20 protein-coding genes and 1 tRNA gene are annotated in these 19,954 nt (G+C 68.8%); 12 read left to right on the top strand and 9 right to left on the bottom strand.

From position 1 onward, the window contains the following. Window positions 1–813, bottom strand: an 813-nt coding sequence (locus FOY91_RS15825; protein ID WP_203234597.1) for an MATE family efflux transporter, incomplete at its 3' end; no start/stop codon positions are given. Between the two features lie 50 nt (window positions 814–863). Here FOY91_RS15825 and FOY91_RS15820 point away from each other — a divergent pair. Next, a complete protein-coding gene (locus FOY91_RS15820; protein WP_145154102.1) occupies window positions 864–1,958 on the top strand; it encodes a 6-phosphofructokinase in 1,095 nt (364 codons plus the stop codon). Window positions 1,959–1,998: 40 nt separating this feature from the next. Here FOY91_RS15820 and FOY91_RS15815 read toward each other — a convergent pair whose 3' ends face one another. Continuing rightward, on the bottom strand, window positions 1,999–2,574 hold the full coding sequence (locus FOY91_RS15815; protein WP_145154100.1) for a DUF4142 domain-containing protein: 576 nt from the start codon (window positions 2,572–2,574) through the stop codon (window positions 1,999–2,001). A 183-nt stretch (window positions 2,575–2,757) separates the two neighbouring features. Between FOY91_RS15815 and FOY91_RS15810 the strand changes: the two genes are divergently transcribed. Beyond that, window positions 2,758–2,844 (top strand) — tRNA-Leu (locus tag FOY91_RS15810). A 249-nt stretch (window positions 2,845–3,093) separates the two neighbouring features. Here FOY91_RS15810 and FOY91_RS15805 read toward each other — a convergent pair. The 3 genes from FOY91_RS15805 to FOY91_RS15795 are packed head-to-tail and all read right to left on the bottom strand — an operon-like array spanning window position 3,094 to window position 5,257. Next, entirely contained in the window at window positions 3,094–3,369 is a 276-nt protein-coding gene (locus tag FOY91_RS15805) for a hypothetical protein (RefSeq protein ID WP_238995740.1), read from the bottom strand. 2 nt (window positions 3,370–3,371) lie between these two features. Continuing rightward, a complete protein-coding gene (locus tag FOY91_RS15800) occupies window positions 3,372–4,958 on the bottom strand; it encodes a PepSY-associated TM helix domain-containing protein (RefSeq protein ID WP_145154096.1) in 1,587 nt (528 codons plus the stop codon). Continuing rightward, window positions 4,955–5,257, bottom strand: a complete 303-nt coding sequence (locus FOY91_RS15795; RefSeq protein WP_145154094.1) for a hypothetical protein — start codon at window positions 5,255–5,257, stop codon at window positions 4,955–4,957. The genes FOY91_RS15800 and FOY91_RS15795 overlap by 4 nt, the downstream gene beginning before the upstream one ends. A gap of 133 nt (window positions 5,258–5,390) precedes the next feature. Here FOY91_RS15795 and FOY91_RS15790 point away from each other — a divergent pair, with 133 nt between their 5' ends. Continuing rightward, complete coding sequence (locus tag FOY91_RS15790; protein ID WP_203234596.1) at window positions 5,391–7,469, top strand: TonB-dependent siderophore receptor; 2,079 nt, start codon at window positions 5,391–5,393, stop codon at window positions 7,467–7,469. An 18-nt stretch (window positions 7,470–7,487) separates the two neighbouring features. On the opposite strand, the gene FOY91_RS15785 is transcribed toward FOY91_RS15790, so the two are convergent. Beyond that, a complete protein-coding gene (locus tag FOY91_RS15785) occupies window positions 7,488–8,231 on the bottom strand; it encodes a CbtA family protein (protein ID WP_145154092.1) in 744 nt (247 codons plus the stop codon). A 111-nt stretch (window positions 8,232–8,342) separates the two neighbouring features. Further along, complete coding sequence (locus FOY91_RS15780; RefSeq protein WP_145154090.1) at window positions 8,343–8,576, bottom strand: CbtB domain-containing protein; 234 nt, start codon at window positions 8,574–8,576, stop codon at window positions 8,343–8,345. A 212-nt stretch (window positions 8,577–8,788) separates the two neighbouring features. On the opposite strand from FOY91_RS15780, the gene FOY91_RS15775 reads away from it, so the two are divergent. Beyond that, complete coding sequence (locus FOY91_RS15775; protein ID WP_162527250.1) at window positions 8,789–9,349, top strand: histidine phosphatase family protein; 561 nt, start codon at window positions 8,789–8,791, stop codon at window positions 9,347–9,349. Window positions 9,350–9,373: 24 nt separating this feature from the next. Here FOY91_RS15775 and FOY91_RS15770 read toward each other — a convergent pair whose 3' ends face one another. Together FOY91_RS15770 and glsA are read right to left on the bottom strand one after the other, a co-directional pair. Further along, window positions 9,374–12,163, bottom strand: coding sequence for a bifunctional diguanylate cyclase/phosphodiesterase (locus tag FOY91_RS15770; RefSeq protein WP_203234594.1), 2,790 nt, complete (start codon window positions 12,161–12,163; stop codon window positions 9,374–9,376). A gap of 191 nt (window positions 12,164–12,354) precedes the next feature. Further along, complete coding sequence (gene glsA, locus FOY91_RS15765; RefSeq protein WP_145154084.1) at window positions 12,355–14,193, bottom strand: glutaminase A; 1,839 nt, start codon at window positions 14,191–14,193, stop codon at window positions 12,355–12,357. 179 nt (window positions 14,194–14,372) lie between these two features. Here glsA and FOY91_RS21720 point away from each other — a divergent pair, with 179 nt between their 5' ends. From FOY91_RS21720 to rplQ, 8 genes are all read left to right on the top strand, one after another. After that, entirely contained in the window at window positions 14,373–14,528 is a 156-nt protein-coding gene (locus FOY91_RS21720; protein ID WP_162527249.1) for a hypothetical protein, read from the top strand. Between the two features lie 56 nt (window positions 14,529–14,584). Next, window positions 14,585–14,779, top strand: coding sequence for a hypothetical protein (locus FOY91_RS15760; RefSeq protein ID WP_145154082.1), 195 nt, complete (start codon window positions 14,585–14,587; stop codon window positions 14,777–14,779). Between the two features lie 166 nt (window positions 14,780–14,945). Further along, window positions 14,946–15,635, top strand: a complete 690-nt coding sequence (locus FOY91_RS15755) for a winged helix-turn-helix domain-containing protein (protein WP_145154104.1) — start codon at window positions 14,946–14,948, stop codon at window positions 15,633–15,635. 7 nt (window positions 15,636–15,642) lie between these two features. Continuing rightward, window positions 15,643–17,046, top strand: coding sequence for a sensor histidine kinase (locus FOY91_RS15750; RefSeq protein ID WP_145154080.1), 1,404 nt, complete (start codon window positions 15,643–15,645; stop codon window positions 17,044–17,046). 168 nt (window positions 17,047–17,214) lie between these two features. Then, window positions 17,215–17,583, top strand: coding sequence for a 30S ribosomal protein S13 (rpsM, locus tag FOY91_RS15745; protein ID WP_145154078.1), 369 nt, complete (start codon window positions 17,215–17,217; stop codon window positions 17,581–17,583). A 78-nt stretch (window positions 17,584–17,661) separates the two neighbouring features. Next, complete coding sequence (rpsK, locus tag FOY91_RS15740; protein WP_107969344.1) at window positions 17,662–18,051, top strand: 30S ribosomal protein S11; 390 nt, start codon at window positions 17,662–17,664, stop codon at window positions 18,049–18,051. Window positions 18,052–18,133: 82 nt separating this feature from the next. Continuing rightward, window positions 18,134–19,195 (top strand): DNA-directed RNA polymerase subunit alpha, encoded by a 1,062-nt coding sequence (locus FOY91_RS15735; protein ID WP_145154076.1) that lies wholly within the window; start codon window positions 18,134–18,136, stop codon window positions 19,193–19,195. Window positions 19,196–19,400: 205 nt separating this feature from the next. After that, entirely contained in the window at window positions 19,401–19,823 is a 423-nt protein-coding gene (gene rplQ, locus FOY91_RS15730; protein ID WP_145154074.1) for a 50S ribosomal protein L17, read from the top strand. Window positions 19,824–19,954: the final 131 nt, after the last annotated feature.

The following is a 19,954-nucleotide window of genomic DNA, read 5'->3' as shown; positions in this document are numbered from 1 at the left end:
GATCAGCCATGAGAAGCCGAACAGCTCCAGCCCCGCCCCCACCGCCGGCACCAGCCCGAAACGGAACAGCAGCGAGACGCCTCGCCATGCCGCCACCCAGGTCGCGGCGGAAAGCGTGCGGATGGTGCGGGTCTCGGCATCGGGCAAGGTCCACGCCGCCACCAGCATCCCCGCGGCCCCCGCCGCCGAGGCGAAGGAGGTGGCCAGCGCCGCTCCCGTCGCGCCCATCGCGGGCAGGCCGGCATGGCCACCCACCCACGCCCACGCCAGCACACCGTTCAGCGGCAGGGTGACGAGGTTGACGATCATCACCCGGCGCGGCCGGCTGACCCCTTCGAGGAAATAACTCGCCGCGATCTGGACGAATTGGAACGGGTAGGCGAGCGCCATCGCCCGCGTGACCGACGCGCCGCCCGCCGCGATGTCCGCCGGCACGCCGACCAGATCGAGCAGCGGGTGGGCGAAGGCCAGCAGCACCGCCATGCACGGCAGCCCCAGCATCAGCGCGAAGACCAGCCCGCGCCGCAGCCACTCCCCGGTGGCGGCATGGTCCCCGGCCCCGTCCGCCCGCGCCGAGAACACCAGTACGCCGGACAGCGCCGCCAGCCCCATCACGATGGTGATGAAGGTAAGCGTGCGGCCGGCGGCGAGGAAGCCCAGCTCGCCGGTGCCGGCATGGCCGACCACCGCCACGTCGATCAGTTGCATCAGCGTCCAGTTGAGGCTGGTGAGCATCACCGGCCACGCGAGGCCCATGATGCGCCCCGCCTCGGCGACGACTTCGGCACGGTTCATCGGCGTCGGGCGCGACACGGGGCGGTCCGCTCGTCTAGTCACGACGGGCAAGGCTGGAGACGGGCGACATGCATATCGGAATCCTCACGGGTGGTGGCGACGTGCCGGGGCTTAACCCCTGCATCCGTTCGGTGACACTTTCGGCGATCGCGCTCGGCTGGCGCGTCACCGGCTTCCGTCGCGGATGGGAAGGCCTGCTCAAGATCGATCCGGACGACCCCGCGAGCATCGCCGCCTACACCCGCCCGCTCGACCGGGAGGCCGTGCGCGGGATCGACCGGATGGGCGGCACCATCCTCCATACCTCCCGGCTCGATCCGCGCACGGTGACGGACGGCGATCGGTCCGACCATGTGCTGCGCGTGCTCGATGCGCTGGGCGTCGAGGCGATCGTCACGCTGGGCGGCGACGGCACGCTGCGATTCTCCGCGCATCTGGCCGCGCTTGGCTTTCCCGTCATCTCGGTGCCCAAGACGATGGACAACGACGTGTTCGGCACCGATTACTGCATCGGCTTCTCCACCGCCGTCAGTCGATCGGTCGAGGCGATCAACGCGCTGCGCACCACGATCGAGAGCCACGAGCGGATCGGCGTGATCGAGCTGTTCGGCAGGCGCAGCGGCGAGACGGCGTTGCTGGCGGGTTTCCTCGCACAGGTGGACCGCACCGTGATCGCCGAAGTGCCGGCCGATCTGGACCGGCTGCTGCCGCTGCTGGGGCGGGACAAGAAATCGCGTCCGGCCAATTACGCGGTGTGCGTGATCTCGGAAGGCGCGACGATCGGCGGGACGGAAGGCAACGACATGACCAAGCCGGCCAGCCAACGGTTCGAGGCCGGGGTCGGCCAGCGACTGGCGCGCGAGATCGAGGCGAGACTGAAACAGGGGACGGTCGTCCAGTCGCTCGCCTACCTCATGCGCGCAGGCGAACCTGACGCGATGGACCGGATGGTCGGCTTCGCGTTCGGCGGACTGGCGGTGCAGCTCATCCAGAGCAAGCGGACCGGCCGGATGGTGACGCTGAGCGACGGCAAATACAGCCATGTGCCGATCGATACGCTGCTCGGCGGCACCAAGACGGTGGATGTCGGCGGCCTCTACGATGCGGACGCCTATCGCGCCAAGCTGATGCGGATCGAGGGGATGCCGATGTTCCTCTACTAGAAAAAAGGCCCCTCCGTATGGGGAGGGGCCTTTTCGGCGATCAGCCCGAGATGCTGGCCGGGGCGAGCGCCTTGGCCTGCTGGTAGTGCTGCTCCACCACCGGGACGATCGTGGCGGCTACCTGCTTGAGCGCCGGATCGGTACCGTTCACGGCATAACCCTTCTGGAGCGCCCATGCCTGCTGATGCGCGGCGATCTGCTGCGTCAGGTAGATGTTGTCGAAGCTGGCCTTCGGCGTGCTCTTGAGCAGCTTCAGGTTCGACGCCTGCGCGGTGTCGAGCTTGGTGGACGGGCGCTGGATCTTGCGCTCGTTGTTCGTCAGCGCGGCGGTCAGCGATTTGGTGGAGTTGGTGTGGGCGTCGATCATCATCTTGGCGTACGCCTTCACGTCGGCGCGCTGGCTCTTGGAGAGCGCGACGCGGGCGGACTGGATCTCGAACTGGTCGGAGGCGGCCGCCAGCTTCACATAGTCCGGGCCGGGGATCGGGCCGTTGGGGGCGACGCCGATGTCGGCGGCGGTCGCCATGCCGGTGGTTTCGGTGGCCATCTGCGCGAAGGCGGGTGCGGCGACGGCGAGCAGCGCGGCCGAGCCGGCCAGCAGGAAGCGGTTCATCATGGGATACTCCATCGGATAGGGACCGTGCCGGGGCGTGTCATTGCCGCCCCGGTTCAGGTGCGCGGTTCAAACGGTGCACGGTCCATACGGTTCCTTTCCGCGACGAAGGCGGTTGCAGGCGGCGAATCTCTCTGTTAGAGGCGCGCCACACCAGATCGCCGGGCCAACAGCCCGGTAACACGTGCGGTCGTGGCGGAACTGGTAGACGCGCAACGTTGAGGTCGTTGTGGCCGAAAGGCCGTGGAAGTTCGAGTCTTCTCGACCGCACCATATTCTCTGAAACTCTGGCGAGCCGGGAAAAATTGGCTTCGGCCGCCCGTCCCCAAAGCTGGCTCGCGGGGCCGGCGCACTTCAGACAATCACATATCATCGTCGGGCGAACTGCCGCCCGATGCCGATCACCGGCCCGTTTGAATGTCGGCGAGCCGGCCGCGCCCTCGCCGGACCCAGCTGCCCGGAACGGATAGACGCGGTGTGTCGTGGATCAGGCGGATCGCGCCGGCGGCGCGGCGCTGCCGTCTAGCCCCCGGAGCGGCCTGCATGACGCTGCCCGAACCACAACGTCACCAGCCAGCCCGCCGCCCCGCAGCCCCCGAGCCAGATCAGGAAGGCGGCGGGGTCGCCCAGCAGCACGCACAGCAGGCCGGGCAGGCACGCAGCGGCGGCGAGCAGGCGGCGGGTAGCCGTGCCCTGCCCCTCGCTCCCTGCCCGTGCGGCACGGCGGCGCTTGGGGTCGCCGGCGCACAGCGCGATCAGCAGCAGGGTGGAAACGGCGATGGAGACGAGCGCCAGCATCGTCATTCCGCCGGATGAAGGACAGGCGCGGCCGTGGCCGTACGGACCGCACGATCGCCCGCGATGCGCCATACCGTCCAGCCGCCGGAGATCGCGAAGGCGAGGTCGAGCGCGACGATGATCGGCTGCCCCGCCGCCAGCGCCGTCGTCCAGCCCGGGCCGCCGGTGGCGAGACGGAGCGCGGGGAGCACGATCATCCCCGCCCCCGTGGCCAGCAGCAGCCCGCGATCGAGCGCCGCGCGCGAAGGGGCCACTACGCCGCCGAGGATCGCCAGCGCCGCGGCGATCAGGAAAGCGGCCGGCGTCCAGTATACCGCAGCGCCAAGCGGCATCGCGATCAGGAACGCCGCCGCCGCGCCCACCAGCGCGAACGGAAGGCCGAACCCGACGACCGTAACCGCCCGGTCGAGCCAGTCGAGCGAGCGGGCCGCTTCCCGCCGGCGGGCCAGCCACAGCCGCAATCCGGTGAGCGTGACGTAACACATGGCGAATCCCAGCGCGAACCACACCGCCTTCGACACGATCCCGGCGAAGTTGCCGAAATGCAGCGGGGCCATGATCGCGGTCAGCGTGCCGCCGGCCGAGGGCTGCGTGCCGATCGACGGCTTCACCCTGTCGAACGCCCCGGTCGCGCCCCGGTACAGCAAGGTCGTCGGGGCAAGGCCGCCCTCCCGGGGACGATGGAACGTCGTCACCTCTGCGTCCGCCCGGCCGAAATGCTCGATCGAGACGAAGGTGGGCACGTCGCCGCCGCGCCGCGCGGCATCGGCCAGCACCCGGTCGAGATTGCCCGGCGTCGCGGCGCGGGGATCGGGCGTGCCGGGGTTGCCGAACACCGTCTCGTTCAGCTTCTGCACGTCGCCGCCGAACGCCGCCATCGCCACGATCGGCACGCCGATGGTGCCGAAGAAGGAGAAGAAGCTGCCGGTGAACGCCAGCACGAACGCGAACGGCAGGCTCCACGTGCCCGCCACGCTGTGCCGGTCGCGATCCACCAGCACGGGGCTGGCGCGGCGGCGCAGGGTGAAGATGTCCTTGAACAGATGGCGGTGGATCAGCAGGCCGGAGATCGCCGCGACCAGCATCGCCAGCCCCAGGATGCCGGTGAGCAGCAGACCCCACGGGTTCGGCAGATGCAGCCGCACATGCGTATCGACGAGGAAACTGGACAGCGCATCGTCGTTGCGCGGGCCGAACACGTCCTCGCCGGTGCCGTGCAGCGCCTTGACCACCCGCCCCTCGCGATCGAGCTGGTAATAGATGCCCCGGCTGACGAACTTGCCGTCGGCGTCGGTTTCGTCGCGGTGGAAGAACGCGCCGAGATTATGGTCGCCGATCTCGAACAGGTTGACGCCTTCGTGATATTTCGCCGGCGTGCGCGCCGCCAGTTCGCGCACCGGGCCATCGACCGGGCGGGCGAAGGCGGATTTCGCCTCGACATGGCCGGCGGACCAGATGCCGATCTCCTCGGCGAACACCGCCGCCATGCCGGTGATGACGACAGCGTACAGCAACAGGCCCAGCACGATGCCGGACCAGCCGTGGACGGCGACCATCAGCTTGGTCTCATCCTTCGCCAGATGGATCATCGTGTCGTCTCTTCCGTATTGGATCGGGCGTAAAGCCCCTGCGCGACCAGCCCGCCGCTGACCACCAGCAGCCCGGCGGCAACGACCGCGACCCGCATCAACCGGCGATCGAGGCAGGCGTGAAAGAACAGCGCGGCCCAGATCAGCGGCACCAGCACCAAGGGCAGGACGAGGTTGTCGATCCCCGCCGCTCCCGCCGGCACCCACCGCGTCATCCCCGCCATCACCACCAGCGCGACGATCACGGCGCCCGGCCCGGCGAGCAATATGCGGGCCCATCTGCCCGATATGACGGCCATCGTCTCACTCCTGCGCGGCTGTTGCGATCCGGCCATACAGCCACGCGAAACGATTGTCAGCGACGTTGTTGCTATTGCGAGCGTGTCGCAGGTCGCTATAGGCGCGCTATCGCAGGTTAGTTCCGGGGGAATAATGAAGATCGTCGCAATCGCCGGTGCCGCTTGCCTTCTGGCACCGCAGGCCGCCCATGCCGCCGACGCGGTGACCGATGCCGCCGTCACCGAACCCTCGGCCGACACCATCATCGTCACCGCCGCACGGATCGACACCTTCGCCGGCACCAAGACGGAAACCCCGCTGATCCAGACGCCGCAGCCGATCACCATCGTGACGGCCGAGACGTTCCTGTCGCAGGGCGCGATCAACATCAGCGACACGGTGCGCTACGCCGCCGGTATCACCGCCAACGCCTACGGGCGGGATTCGCGGGTGGACGGCTTCGTCATCCGCGGCATCGAGGCGCTGCAGTTCCGCGACGGCATGCGCGACATCTTCAGCTTCTACGCGAGCATCCCGGCCGACCCGTACAATTTCTCGGCGGTGGAGATCGTGCGCGGGCCGGCCTCGGTGCTGTTCGGCCAGGGATCGGTCGGCGGCATCGTCAACCTCGTCTCCAAGACGCCCGTCTTCGAGACGGGCGGCGAAGTCCGCGCGGTGTACGGCAGCAACGATCGCAAGGAGGTGCTCGGCGACGTGAACGTGGCGATCACCGATACGCTGGCGGTGCGCGCGGTGGGCCGTGCGCGCGATGCCGACACCTTCGTGAAGAACGTGCCCGACGACCGCGTGATGTTCGCGCCGTCGATCCGCTGGCAGCCGACCCCGGATACCGACATCACCCTGCTCGGCCTGTATCAGGAGGACGACGGCGGCTCGACCTCCCAGTTCCTGCCCCGCGTGGGCACGCGGGACCCGAACGGCAGCAATCCGCCGCTGAACCGCTATCTGTTCGTCGGCAAGCCGGGCTGGGATCGCTACGACGGGCGGGTGTTGCAGGGCGGCGGCGGCATCACCCAGAAGTTCGGCGAGAACGTGCGGCTGAACCTGAAGGCGCGCTACATCGACAGCAACCTCGACTACTTCACCCATTATCCGGACAGCTACACCAATCCGGCCAACCCGTATCTGGATGCCGCGCGCCGCCAGATCGGCCTTTATGCCGATGGCAGCATTGCCCGGCTGAACGTGTTCACCACGGACAACAACCTTCAGCTCAAGTTCGATACCGGCAGCAGTATCGAGCACACCCTCCTCGCCGGCATCGACTATAGCTGGAACAACGTCCGCAAGCGTGGCGGCGTCGCCTACGAGACGATCGACCTGTACAACATCAATTACGCCGCCCTGTCCGATTACGGCGGCACCATCCCCACCGCGACCAGCCCCAACTTCCTGTTCGGCTCCAGCGAGGACAGTTCGCAGAAGCAACTCGGCGTCTATGTGCAGGACCAGATCCGCTTCTGGGATCGCGTCTCGGTGGTGCTCGGCGCGCGGCGGGATCGGGTGCGCTCCTACGGCAACGGCGCCGATACGCAGATCGACAAGGCGACCACGTTCCGCGCCGGCATCATCGGCGAACTCGGGGCCGGCATCTCGCCCTTCTTCAGCTACACCGAGAGCTTCCTGCCGATCGCGGGGGCGGGCCTCGTGCCGCAGGTAGGTACCCAGTATGAGGCGGGCGCCAAGTGGCAGATCGATCCGCGCACCCTCGTCACCGCCACCGTCTTCCGCATCAAGGATCGCAACCGGATCGTGTACCTGCCGACATCGGTGGCGCAGACCGGCGAGATCAAGACGAAGGGCTTCGAGCTGGAGGCGAACCGCACGCTGCCGGGCAATTTCGAGCTGCTGGTCAACTACGGCTACAACAAGCTGACCAACAGCGAGGCCAGCTTCGACTTCCTGCCGCGCCACAACGCGTCCGTCTGGTCGACCAAGACGTTCGACCTGTTCGACGACGCGACGCTGCGGCTGGGCGCCGGCGTGCGCTACACCGGCAAGCGCCGCGGGGTGTCCGGCGCCTCGACGCTGGTGACGGGCGCCAACACGCTGGTGGATGCGCTGGCGGAAGCGACGTGGCGCGACTGGAGCCTCACCGTCAACGCGACGAACCTGCTGGGCAACAAGTTCTACGCCTCGTGCCTGTCGCGCGGGGATTGCTTCGTCGGCGCGCCGCGCAACGTGATGGGCACGATCGCCTATCGTTTCTGAGCGGACGCGGCCGGCCGCTCAGGCGCGCCGGCCGCGCAGCAGGCAACGCTCGGCCAGGCTGCCGAACGTGATGCCGAGCGCCAGCCACAGCACCGCCTGCGCGCCGATGGAGGCAAGGCGGAACTGCCACAGCACGGTCGCCGGGAAGTCGGCCGGTACCTCGTCGATCACCGGCAGCGTGGCCTGAGCGATCGCGACGAGCAGCACGTAGCTGCCGCATGCCAGCAGGAACACGGTGATCGCATCGCGCTGCCCGCGCCACTGGCGGCGCAGCCACAGGCTGCCGATCGCGGCGAACAACGACAGGGCGATCATGCCGAAGAAGGCGGCGGTACGCAGCCGCACCGTCTCGTGCTGGCCGACGGCCGGCGGGGTGGGCGGATACTTGAGCGCGGGGACGAGAGCGATCACCACGAACGCGGCCAACGCCAGCAGCAGCGCGACGGTGCGCGGCCCGAGCGGCCCGGCCCGGCCATAGCCGTAGGCGAACACGAGGGCGAACAACCCGCCCACCGCTGCCCCGTACAGCAGCATCGCGGTGAACAGCCCCGCCCCCTTCTGGGTCGCGCGACTGACCAGTTCCTCCTCGACGGGCGGCGCGGCCATGCCCGGCATCGCGTGATGCGCGGGTGCGGCGTGCGACGCCTCGAACGCGATCGCGCGGTCGATCTGCGGCTCGGCGAAGGCGAGGGCGAACAGCGCGGACAGCAACGCGCCGACCATGCCGGCGAGCATACCCCGCCAGAGAAGAGCTCCGGTCATTCGGTCTGATCCTGCGTGCAAGGCGGTCCGGCGGCGGGTGGTGTCACCTGCCGGCCGGAACCGCGATATTCAGTGAGAGAAGGCGTCCGGCCTGGCCGGCGCGCTCACCCCCTAGTGGCAGGGAAAGCCGAGCAGATGGCGGGCATCATGAACGAACTCGTGCACGTACATCCCGTCGAAGAGGGCGAACGCGCCCTGTTCGGTGCTGACGAAATACAGCAGCACGGTGGCGAGCAGCGCGCCGAGCACGGCCCACGGCGCGATCTCCGCTAGCGGGATCGCGGGGGCGGCGGCGCCTGCGCCTGCGGGAATGAAGGGATCGTCGAAGACGGCGGCGGTCGACATCATGATGCTCCTGCCGGGAAGCGCGCCCGGTGATGGGTTGATCGTCCCGGCCGGGTCTGGCTCTCGACAGGCGGTGGCCCGTCGATCACAGTGGCGCGACCGCGCCGGAATTGCACCGGCTGCCTGACCGAGATCGATGACCGCGATCTGCGCCGAATCGACTGCCGCGTCAACGCCGGGCCACCCGGCGGCGGAACGATACGGGAGGACGGGTGACGCATCTGCTGCTGCTCTGTTGCGCCGGCACCGCCGCCGCGCGCACCGGCGCCTTCGCCGCGCCGGGCGATCTGCTGGACGCGAGCGGCCGGGCCAGGGCGGCGGCGCTGCGCCTGCCCGGCCCCGCGCCCGACCGTGTGTTCGCCAGCCCGGTGGCGGCGGCACGCGAAACGGCCGATCTGATGGGACTGGGGACGGTGGCGGAAACCAGACTGGCCGACATCGGCCACGGCGCATGGACGGGCCGGCTGTTCACAGAGGTCCATTTGGCCGATCCGGACGCGTTCGCCCGTTGGCTGGCGGCACCCGAGGCCGGAACGCCCGGCGGCGAGACGTTCGCCACCCTGGCCGGGCGCGTCGGCGCATGGCTGGGCGAGCAGGCGGCGGCGGGCGGCACCGTGCTGGGCGTGACGCATCCGATGGTCCTCCGCGCCGCGCTCCACGCCGCGATCGGGCTGGCGCCCGCCGTGGCGATGCGGATCGATCTGCCGCCGCTCGGCCTCGTCCGCCTGTCGTTCAATCGCGGTTGGCGCCTGCAGTCGCTGACGCCCGCCTGATCCGGGCCTATCGAGCGAAGTCGGTCAGGCCGCCTCGCTGCGCTGGGCGAACTCTATATTGGCCGCCATCGGCATGGGCCGGCCGAAATAATAGCCCTGCGCCTCGTCGCAACCCTCGCTGCGCAACAGCCGCAGTTGATCCTCCGATTCGAGCCCCTCGGCCAGCACCGGCACCTCGAGGCTGTGCCCCAGCGCCAGCACCGCGCGGATGATCGCGCGCGCCTGCCGGCTCGTCTCCGACTGCATCAGGAACGAACGGTCGATCTTGATCTTGTCGAACGGAAACGAGTTGAGCGTATCGAGCGAGGAATAGCCGGTGCCGAAGTCGTCGATCGCGATCGTCACCCCCAGCGCCTTGATCTGGCGGAGGACGTGCAGCGCGCGCACCTTGTCGGCGATCAGCGCGGTTTCGGTAATCTCCAGCTCCAGCCGGTGCGCAGGCAGCCCCGCCGACACCAGCGCGCTCGTGACGACGGCGATGAGGTCCGGCTGCATCAACTGCACCGGCGAAAGGTTCACCGCGATCCGCCACGGCTGCTCCCACGATGCCGCCTCGACACAGGCCGCGCGCAGCACCCACTCGCCGATGCGCACGATCTCGCCGCTTTCCTCGGCGATCGGAATGAATTCCGTCGGCGAGATCCAGCCATCGCGCGGGTGGTGCCAGCGCAGCAGCGCCTCGTAGCCGATCACCAGGTCGGTCGAGATCGACCGCTGTACCTGATAGGCCAGCGACAGTTCGCCCCGGCCGATGGCCTCGCGCAGATCGTTGGCCAGCAGCCGCCGCGCACGGGCCGCCTCGTCCATGTCCTGCGAGTAGAAGCGGGTCCGCCGGCCGACCGCTTCCTTGGCGCGGTACATCGCCAGATCGGCGTTGTTGATGATCGTCTCGCGGCGGGTGCCGTGATCGGGGAACAGCGCCACGCCCACGCTGGCGCCGGGAAAGATGGTCAGGCTGCCGTGCTCGATCGGCTCGTGCAGGCAGGCTTCCAGCGCGGCGAGGAAACCGTCCAGCGCCGCCGCATCGCGATACGGCAGGAAGGCGGCGAATTCGTCCCCGCCGAAGCGTGCCACCACGCCGGCCGCCGGGCATATCGCGCGCATCCGCTCGGCCAGCCGCCGCAGCACGTCGTCACCGATGGCGTGGCCGTGCAGGTCGTTGATTTCCTTGAAGCGATCGAGGTCGATCCCCAGCACCGCCACCCGCGCACCGGACATGTCGGCGCCGGCCAACGCGCGATCGAGCAGATCGTTATAGTTCGGCCGGTTCGGCAGGCCGGTCAGCTCGTCGTGCATCGCCATGTGGGCGATCCGCGCGTCCGCCCGGTAGCGTTCGGTCACGTCGTCGAACGTCGTCACCCAGCCGCCCTTGGCCATCGGCCGGTGGGAGATGGCCAGCGTCATGTCGTCGGCGACGGGTACGATCACCGATCCGCCGCCGGGCTGCGCGATCACGGCGCGATGACGCTGGACGATCCCGTCCAGCACCTCCTCTGAGACGCATATGCCCAGCCGGTTCTCGGCGCCCCGTCGCATCACCTCGGCAAAGGTCGTGCCGATGGGGCAGTCCTCGAGGGAAACGGCGAACATCTCGCCGACGCGCGCGTTCGCCATCACCAGCCGCTCGTCGGCATCGAACAGGCACAACCCCTGGTGCATGTTCGACAGCGCGGCATCGAGGTTGCTCGCCAGCGTGGCGAGCTGATCCTGCGAGGCCTTGTACTCGGTCATGTCGCGCGTCAGCTTGGTATAGCCCGTGAAGACGCCGCGCGCGTCGTGCACCGCCTCGATCGTCACATGCGCCCAGAAGCAGCTCCCGTCCTTGCGCAGCCGCCAGCCCTCGGCATTCAGCATGCCATGCTCGCGCGCGTGGCGCAGGCCGGCCTCCGGCACGCCGTCGACACGATCCTGCGCGAGATAGAATTCGCGGATCGGGGTGCCGATGATCTCGTCGGCGCGATAGCCCTTCAGCCGCTGCGCGCCGACATTCCAGCTCATCACCCGGCCCGCCGGATCGAGCATGTAGATGGCGCAATCGTTGATCCCCTGCACCAGCAGGCTGAACTGCCGCTCCTGCGTGCGGATCGCGCTGCGCATCCGCGCGCTGGCGAGGACGGTGATGAGGCATATGAGCAGGACCGCCAGCGCGACGCCGCCGATGACATAGCCCATGGTGACCGGCGACAGGATGGCGCCCGGCCTCACGCCGGCCGCCGAGGGGATCACCTCGACCCCGGCCATGCCGGTGAAGTGCAGCAGCAGCACCGCCGCGCCGAGCAGCATACCGGCCCACAGCGCCGACATCCTGCTCTTGCGATCGAGCGCCAGCACCAGCGCGGGCGGGATCGGCACGATGGCGAAGACCACCGACAGGACGACGAACTGCGGCGCCCAGCGCAGCTCGGCCGGCAGCTCGATCGCGTGCATCCCGATATAGTGCATCGCGGCGATCCCGCAGCCCGCCAGCGCCCCGGCCAGGCAGCGATAGCGCAGCCGGCCGGATCGCAACGCGATCGCATAGCTCACGGTGAGCGTCACCACCGAGACGACGAGCGAGAACAACGTCGTCGGCGCGTGGAAGCCGAGGACGAAGCCCGGATCATAGCCGAGCATCGCCACGAAGTGCGTCGCCCAGATGCCGAAGCCGGTGGCCAGCCCTGCCGCCGCCGTCCAGCGCAGGCTGTCCCCCTGCCCGTCACGGGCATGGCGCAGCAGCATGACCGAGGCGATCGCGGACATGACGCAGATGACGCCCGCCAGCAGGACGAGGCGGATGTCGTGGTCATCCCGGATACACAGAAGGACAGGCAGCACGAACATCTCCACTAAGCGCTTGGCGGCATTAGCGGTTTCAATCCTAAGGGAGGGTAAAGCCGCCGTCAGGGTACGGATCGACCCTGATATTTTTCAGCGTTATGGCGCGAACCTGTGATGATGTCGCGATCGTAAATTCGATTAGCTGATCGCCTTGATGATCGGATGGTTAGGACTGCCCACCCCGGTTCTCATCGCTCCAGCGCGCGGATCTCGTTGTTCGCCAGGCGCAGCCGTTCCGCCAGATCGCGGGTGATGTTGGCGATGATGCGGATCAGGATGCGCGGATGCCGCTCCCCCAGCGACTCGAGGCCGGCGATGTCGAAACCGAAGGCGCGCACCGCCTCGTCGGCGACGATATCGGCGGAGCGGCGGCCGCGGTCGATCAGCGCCATCTCGCCGCAGCTCATCCCCGGGCCGACCGATCCGAGCCGGATCGATCGCCCCGGCCCGCCGCCGGCGCGCAGGCGGATGCTGGCGGATCCCTCGGTCAGCACGAAGAACAGCGCCGCCTCGTCTCCCTCGCGGGCCAGCGCCTCGCCCGCAGCGAAGGCGAGCGGAACCGCGACCATCGCCACCTCCGCGATTTCGGCGGGCGAAAGGCCGGCGACGATATCGAGATCGGCGAAGGCCACGGCGCGGGCGGGCGCCCCGCCCCCGTGGAGCGCGATCAGCCGATCCTCGCACCATTCGAGCGCGGTTTCCCGGCCGGGGGCCAGCGTGCCGGCCTCCGCCTCGGCGGCGACGGCTGCGTGCAGTGCGGCCAGCGAGCCGCGATCCTCCAGATGCGCGAAGACCAGCGTGCGCCCGCGCGCGCGCATCGTCTCGACCAGCCCGGCGAGCAGGCGGCACGCGGCGATATCGGCGGAGAGCACGCGGCGCATGTCGATGATGAGCCAGTCGGCCTGCACCGCCAGTTCACCCGCGCGACGGATCAGCCGCTCGGTCGACCCGAAATAGAGCGCGCCCTGCGCCTCGATCACGCGAATGCGCGCGCCCTCGCGGGCCAGCAGCGCCAGATCGGCATGGCGCCGCGCGCGTTTGGAGCGGAGCCGGTCGCCGCGATATTCGGCGCGGATGGCGTTGCGCACGTTGGGATGCGTGCCGAAGATGTGCAGGCCGAACGCATCGGCGATCTCACCCGCCGCCGCCACCCCGCGCACGCTGTTGCCGTTGGCGTCGATCGGTGGGGAATAGATGGCGATGCCCGCCTGCCCCGGGATCACCAGCAGGATCGCGCCGGACACCCCGCTCTTGGCCGGCAGCCCGATCTCGTAGCTCCATTGCCCGGCGTAATTGTACATGCCGCACATGTTCATCACGGTCAGCACGTCGGGCACATGCTCCCGCGCCAGCGCCCGCGCGCCGGTGCGCGGGTTGATGCCGTCGTTGGCGATGGTCGCGCCCATCGTCGCCAGATCGCGCGCATCCACCAGCAGCGAGCACTGGCGGAAATAGAGGTCGAGCACCTCCTCCGGCGCGCGCTTTATCATGCCGGAATTGAGCATCATCCACGCGATCGCGCGGTTGCGGTGGCCGGTCGCCTTTTCGGAATGATACACCGTCTCGTCCAGATCGAGGCGGCGGCCGGCGTACCGCTCCATCAGCGCGGCCAGCGCCGCCTGCCGCGCGATCGGGTCATCGCCCTCGATCAGCTCGGCGGTGGCGATGGCGCCGGCGTTGACCATCGGGTTGAACGGGCGGTTGTGCGCCTCGTCGAGGCTGATCGAGTTGAAGCTCTCCCCGGTCGGCTCCACCCCGACATGCCGCAGCACCGCCTCTCGCCCCAGCCGGTCGAGCGCATGGCCATAGACGAACGCCTTGGAGATCGACTGGATGGTGAAGCGGTGGGCCGCATCGCCGGCGGTGTAGAGCGTGCCGTCCACCATCGCGACGGCGATGCCGAACAGCGCCGGATCGGCCTTGCCCAGTTCGGGGATATAGGTGGCGGGCGCGCCGCCCGTCAGCCCGGACAGGCGGGCGTGGAGATCGGCGAGGAAACGGTCGATCGGCCCCGGTGTCGCTCGCATCGTCGCCTCCCCCTCGTGCCGTCCATGCTTCCGCGATCGGGCATGTTCCGTCAACGGGGGCGGGTTGGGGGCGAGAATGACCAATTGTTCATGCCGCCGTCACCGTGCGGGCAACGGCGGGCGCCTAGAAGCGGTCCTGCACGGAGCGGTGATCGCTCTGGCCCAAGGAGTTCCGGATCATGAAGCTCACCCTGCTCGCACCGCTCGCCACGCTCGCCCTCGTCGCCGCCCCGGCGCTCGCCGCCACCGCGCCGGCCAAGCCCGTCGCCGCCAAGCATGCGCCGGTGAAGGCCGTGAAGAAGGTCACGACGACCAAGACCGTCAAGACCAACTGATTTTCCCCCCTTCCGGCCGTGCCCCCGCCGGCCGGCATCTTCCAAGGAGACCCATCATGAAGTTTACCCTGCTCGCACCGCTCGCCGCCCTCGCCGTGATCGCCGCTCCGGCGATGGCGCAGACCAGCAGCACGACCACCACGACCACCAAGTCGGCGCCCGCCAAGACCCACCACGCGAAGGCCGCCAAGCACAGCAAGCACATGAAGAAGACCACGACGATGACGAAGACCGAAGCCAAGACCAACTGATCGTCGTCGCCTCCCGGGATACCCGGCGCGCTGCCCGCGCCGGGTCGCAACCCTCCGGTCCACCCCTGACGGATCGGGGGGTTGCTCCTTTTCCGGCAAGGGGCGATCTATGCCCGTCGATGCCGACGCCCCGGTGAACGCAGACGCCAACGCAGACGAGGACATCATGGGCCGCCGCATCCTGCTGATCGAGGACGATGCCGACACCGCCGGCTACCTGGCGCGCGGGCTGGCCGAACAGGGCCATGTCGTCGATCGCGCGGGCGACGGCCGCGACGGCCTGTTCATGGCCAGCGACGGCGTGTTCGACCTCATCATCATCGACCGGATGCTGCCCGGCCTCGACGGCCTCTCGGTGGTGCGCGCGCTGCGCGCCGCCGGCATCGGCACGCCGGTGCTGATCCTCTCCGCCCTCGGATCGGTCGACGACCGGATCGACGGGCTGGAAGGCGGATCGGACGATTATCTCGCCAAGCCGTTCGCCTTCGCCGAACTGCTGGCGCGCGCCAACGCGCTGTTCCGCCGCGCCGAGGGCAAGGCCAGCGGCACCGTGGAAACCCGGCTCACCGTCGGCGATCTGGAGATCGATCTGCTCGGCCGCGTCGTGCGGCGGCGGGGCACCACGATCGAGCTGAAGCCGCGCGAATACAGCCTGCTCGAATATCTCGCGCGCAACGCCGGCCGCGTCGTCACCCGCACGATGCTGCTGGAGCAGGTGTGGGATTATCATTTCGACCCAGGAACGAACGTGGTGGACGTCCACGTCAGCCGGCTGCGGCGCAAGCTGGAGGAAGGGTTCGGCCAGCCGATCCTGCATACCGTGCGCGGTGCCGGCTATCGCCTCGCCGCTGCCTGACCGGGCGATGCCCGCCCCGGCGTCGGCGCGCGCGCACGGCGCACGGGTGCCCGTCACCATGCGGGTGGCGGCACTGGCGATGCTGCTGGCGCTGCTCTCGAACCTCGCGCTGATCGGCTTCGTCTGGTGGCGCACGCACGACGACGCGCTGGCCGCGCTGCGTGGACAAGCCGTGGAACAGGCCCGCGCGCTGTCCGACGTCTATGCCGATGGCGGCGTGCGTGCGCTGCGGGCGACGATCGCGGACCTGCGCGACGCCGGCGATCCCCGCTTCGTCGCCGCCCTGCTCGACGGGGCCGGCCGGCCACGCGACGGCAACATCGTCTCGCACATTCCCGGCGCCGAACGCCATGTCGCCGGTTTCCAGATCGTCCGCCTACATGCCGCCGGCACGGCCGCGACGGAGGAGGCCGGCGTGGTGATACGCCCGCTCGGCCGGGCGGGCTGGCTCGTCAGCGGCCTCACCTTCAGCGAGCGGCTGACGCTGCAACGCACGCTGGAACGCTCGCTGGCACTGGCCGTGGTGCTGTCGCTGCTGTTCGGCCTGCTGTGCGGGCTGGTGACGGCCGGCTACGTCGGCAGCCGGGTGCGCGCGATCGCGGTGTCGGTGGACGAGGTGGGCGCGGGCGATCTGGCGCGGCGCGCGCCGATCACCGGATCGGGTGACGCCTTCGACCTTTTGTCCACCCGCATCAACCTGATGCTCGATCGCATCTCCGCGCTGATGGCCGAGTTGCGCCTGCTGACCGACAGCCTCGCGCACGATCTGCGCTCTCCTGTCGGGCGGCTGCGCGCGCGGATCGAGCGCGCGATGACCACCGAGGACGAGGCGCAGCGCGAAGCCCTGCTCGGCGGCGTGTTGCAGGAAACCGACGCGCTGATGCGGATCCTGACGACGGTGCTTGAGATCGGCCGCAGCGAGGCGATGGCCGGGCGCGAGCGGTTCGCCGCGCTGGACCCCGCCGATCTCGCCGCCGAACTGGCCGAGATGTACGAGCCGCTCGCCGAGGAGGCGGGCGTCGCGCTGGTGCTGGAAGCGACACCCGGCATTTCCCCAGCGCGCTTCGCCGGTCACCGCCAGATGCTCGCGCAGGCGCTGAGCAACCTGATCGACAATGCGCTGCATTATGGCGCCGCCGGCGGCACGATCGCGCTGTTCGTGGGGGTGGAGGGTGACATGCTGCACCTCGGCGTCGCCGATCGCGGCCCGGGCATCGCCGCCGGCGACGAGGCGGAGGCACGACGGCGATTCGGCCGGCTCGATCATTCGCGTTCCGCGCCCGGCGCCGGGCTGGGGCTGGCGCTGGTGGAGGCGGTGGCCCACCTCCACGGCGGCACGCTCCGGCTCGACGACAACCGGCCGGGCTTGCGCGCCACGCTGCTTTTGCCGATGGCGCGGAACAGTGCCTGAACGGCGCTGCGGCGGGCTTGACTCGGCCGCCCGGCCCGCCTAATCCGCGCCTATCCCACGAGACCGGCCCGGCGGCGCGTTCTGCGCTCGCCGTTTTTCGTTCTGGTGGACCAACGCGTCGAGATGGGGTGCGCGCCACGCGCCCCGTGGAGCAGGAGAAAGCATAGCATGGCACGTATCGCGGGTGTGAACATCCCGACCAACAAGCGCGTCGAGATCGCGCTGACCTACATTCACGGCATTGGCGCGACCAAGGCCAAGGAAATCACCGGCAAGATCGGCATCGAGCCGGCCCGTCGCGTGCAGGACCTGACCGATCAGGAAGTGCTCCAGATCCGCGAGGCGATCGACGCCGGCTATACCGTGGAAGGCGACCTTCGCCGCCAGGTGGCCATGAACATCAAGCGCCTGATGGATCTCGCCTGCTACCGTGGCCTGCGTCACCGCAAGGGCCTGCCGGTCCGCGGCCAGCGCACGCACACCAATGCGCGCACCCGCAAGGGCAAGGCCAAGCCGATCGCCGGCAAGAAGAAGTAACGAGCCCGTTCCGAATTGGCGGCGCGCCCTTGCGGCGCGCGCCCGTACGCGGTTCCTTCAGGTAGGATCAGAGATAAAATGGCACGCGAACCCCAGCGCATCAAACGGCGCGAGCGCAAGAACATCACGGCCGGCGTGGCGCATGTGAACGCCAGCTTCAACAATACCATGATCACCATCACCGATGCCCAGGGCAATGCGATCAGCTGGTCGTCCGCCGGCATGATGGGCTTCAAGGGCAGCCGCAAGTCGACGCCGTACGCCGCGCAGGTCGCCGCCGAAGACGCCGGCAAGAAGGCCGCAGAGCATGGCGTCCGCACCCTCGAAGTCGAGGTCAAGGGCCCGGGTTCGGGTCGTGAGTCCGCCCTGCGCGCGCTTCAGGCGGTCGGCTTCCACATCACGTCCATCCGCGACGTGACGCCGATCCCGCACAATGGCGTGCGCCCGTCCAAGCGTCGGCGCGTCTGATTTTCCACGGGGGCTGCGGCCCCCGTCCCGTTTCCGGCCGGCGCGGACGCGCGCTGTCCCAACCCCAAGGGGAATCAAGCCCATGGCTGTCAACGCCAAGAACTGGCAGGAACTCAAGAAGCCGAACGGCCTCGAAAAGAAGCAGGGTGGCGATACCCGCCGCCGCGCCACTTTCGTCGCCGAGCCGCTGGAGCGGGGTTTCGGGCTGACGCTCGGCAACTCGCTGCGCCGCGTGCTGCTGTCGTCGCTTCAGGGTGCCGCCATCACCTCGATCAAGATCGAGAACGTGCTGCACGAGTTCTCCTCGCTTGCCGGCGTGCGCGAGGACGTGACCGATATCGTCCTCAACGTGAAGCAGCTGGCCATCCGCATGCAGGGCGAGGGGCCGAAGCGGCTCCAGCTCTCCGCGACCGGCCCGGCCGAGGTGACCGCGGGTGACATCGCCACGTCCGGCGACATCGAGGTGATGAACCCCGAGCTGGTGATCTGCCACCTCGACGAAGGTGCGACGCTCAACATGGAGCTGACCGCCGACATCGGGAAGGGCTATGTGCCGTCCGCGAACAACCGCCCGGTCGATGCACCGATCGGCCTGATCCCGATCGACGCGCTATACTCGCCCGTGCGCCAGGTGGCGTACAAGGTGGAGAACACCCGCGTCGGCCAGGAGCTGGACTACGACAAGCTGACGATCACCGTCGAGACCGACGGCACCGTGACGCCCGACGATGCGATCGCCTATTCGGCGCGCATCCTGCAGGACCAGTTGCAGCTGTTCGTCCACTTCGACGACCAGATCGCCACCAGCGCCGCGCCGGTCGGCGTGGCCGCGACGGCACAGTCCGTGGCGGAGCCGGAGGCGAACTCGAACCAGCTCAACCGCTACCTCCTCAAGAAGGTGGACGAGCTGGAGCTGTCGGTACGTTCCGCCAACTGCCTCAAGAACGACAACATCATCTACATCGGCGATCTGGTCCAGAAGACCGAGGCCGAGATGCTGCGCACGCCGAACTTCGGCCGCAAGTCGCTCAACGAGATCAAGGAAGTGCTGGCCTCGATGGGGTTGCGGCTGGGTATGGAAATCCCCGGCTGGCCGCCCGAGAACATCGAGGAAATGGCCAAGAAGCTCGAACAGGAGTTCTGAGCCGAAACGTCATCCTGACGAAAGTCAGGATCTCAGGGAGGCCGGGCGTACCATCGGGGTTCGCCTTGCTTCCGGAGATCCCAGCGTTCGCCGGGATGACGGGTTGAACCGGGACGACGGGCTACAGAGACAGGGAAGGGGCGGCCCTTTAACCGCCTGGCCTGGGGTACCTCACACGGCCCCCTGACGAACGAAGGAAATCGATATGCGCCATCGTGTAGGCGGACGTAAGCTTCAGCGGACCTCCAGCCATCGCGCGGCCCTGTTCCGCAACATGGCCGCCGCGCTCATCAAGCATGAGCAGATCACGACCACGGTCGCCAAGGCGAAGGAGCTTCGGCCCTACGTCGAGAAGCTCGTCACGCTCGGCAAGAAGGGTGGCCTTGCCAACCGTCGCCTCGCGCATGCGCGGCTGCTGGACGAAGTGCAGCTGGTGAAGCTGTTCGACGTGCTGGCCGTGCGCTACGCCGATCGCGCCGGTGGCTACACCCGCGTCATCAAGGCCGGCATCCGCGCGTCCGATGCCTCGCCGATGGCGATCATCGAGTTCGTCGACCGCGACACCTCGGCCAAGGGCCAGGATAGCGGCCCGGTGCAGGGTGACGACGATCTGGACGAAGCGGCCTGATCTATCGCCCTCCGGCGATCGCTCTATAACGAAGGGGGTGTGGCCGCGATGGCCGCGCCCCCTTCGTCGTTTCCGGAGCCAAGCGCCATGCGTCTGATATCGCTCGCCATCATCGCCGCATTGGCCCCCTC

The sequence above is a fragment of the Alterirhizorhabdus solaris genome, assembly GCF_007785815.1.
In the GTDB taxonomy this organism is placed as follows: Bacteria; Pseudomonadota; Alphaproteobacteria; order Sphingomonadales; family Sphingomonadaceae; genus Alterirhizorhabdus; species Alterirhizorhabdus solaris.
Note: the sequence above shows the minus strand (reverse complement) of the source record. Positions and strands in the feature narration are given on the sequence as shown.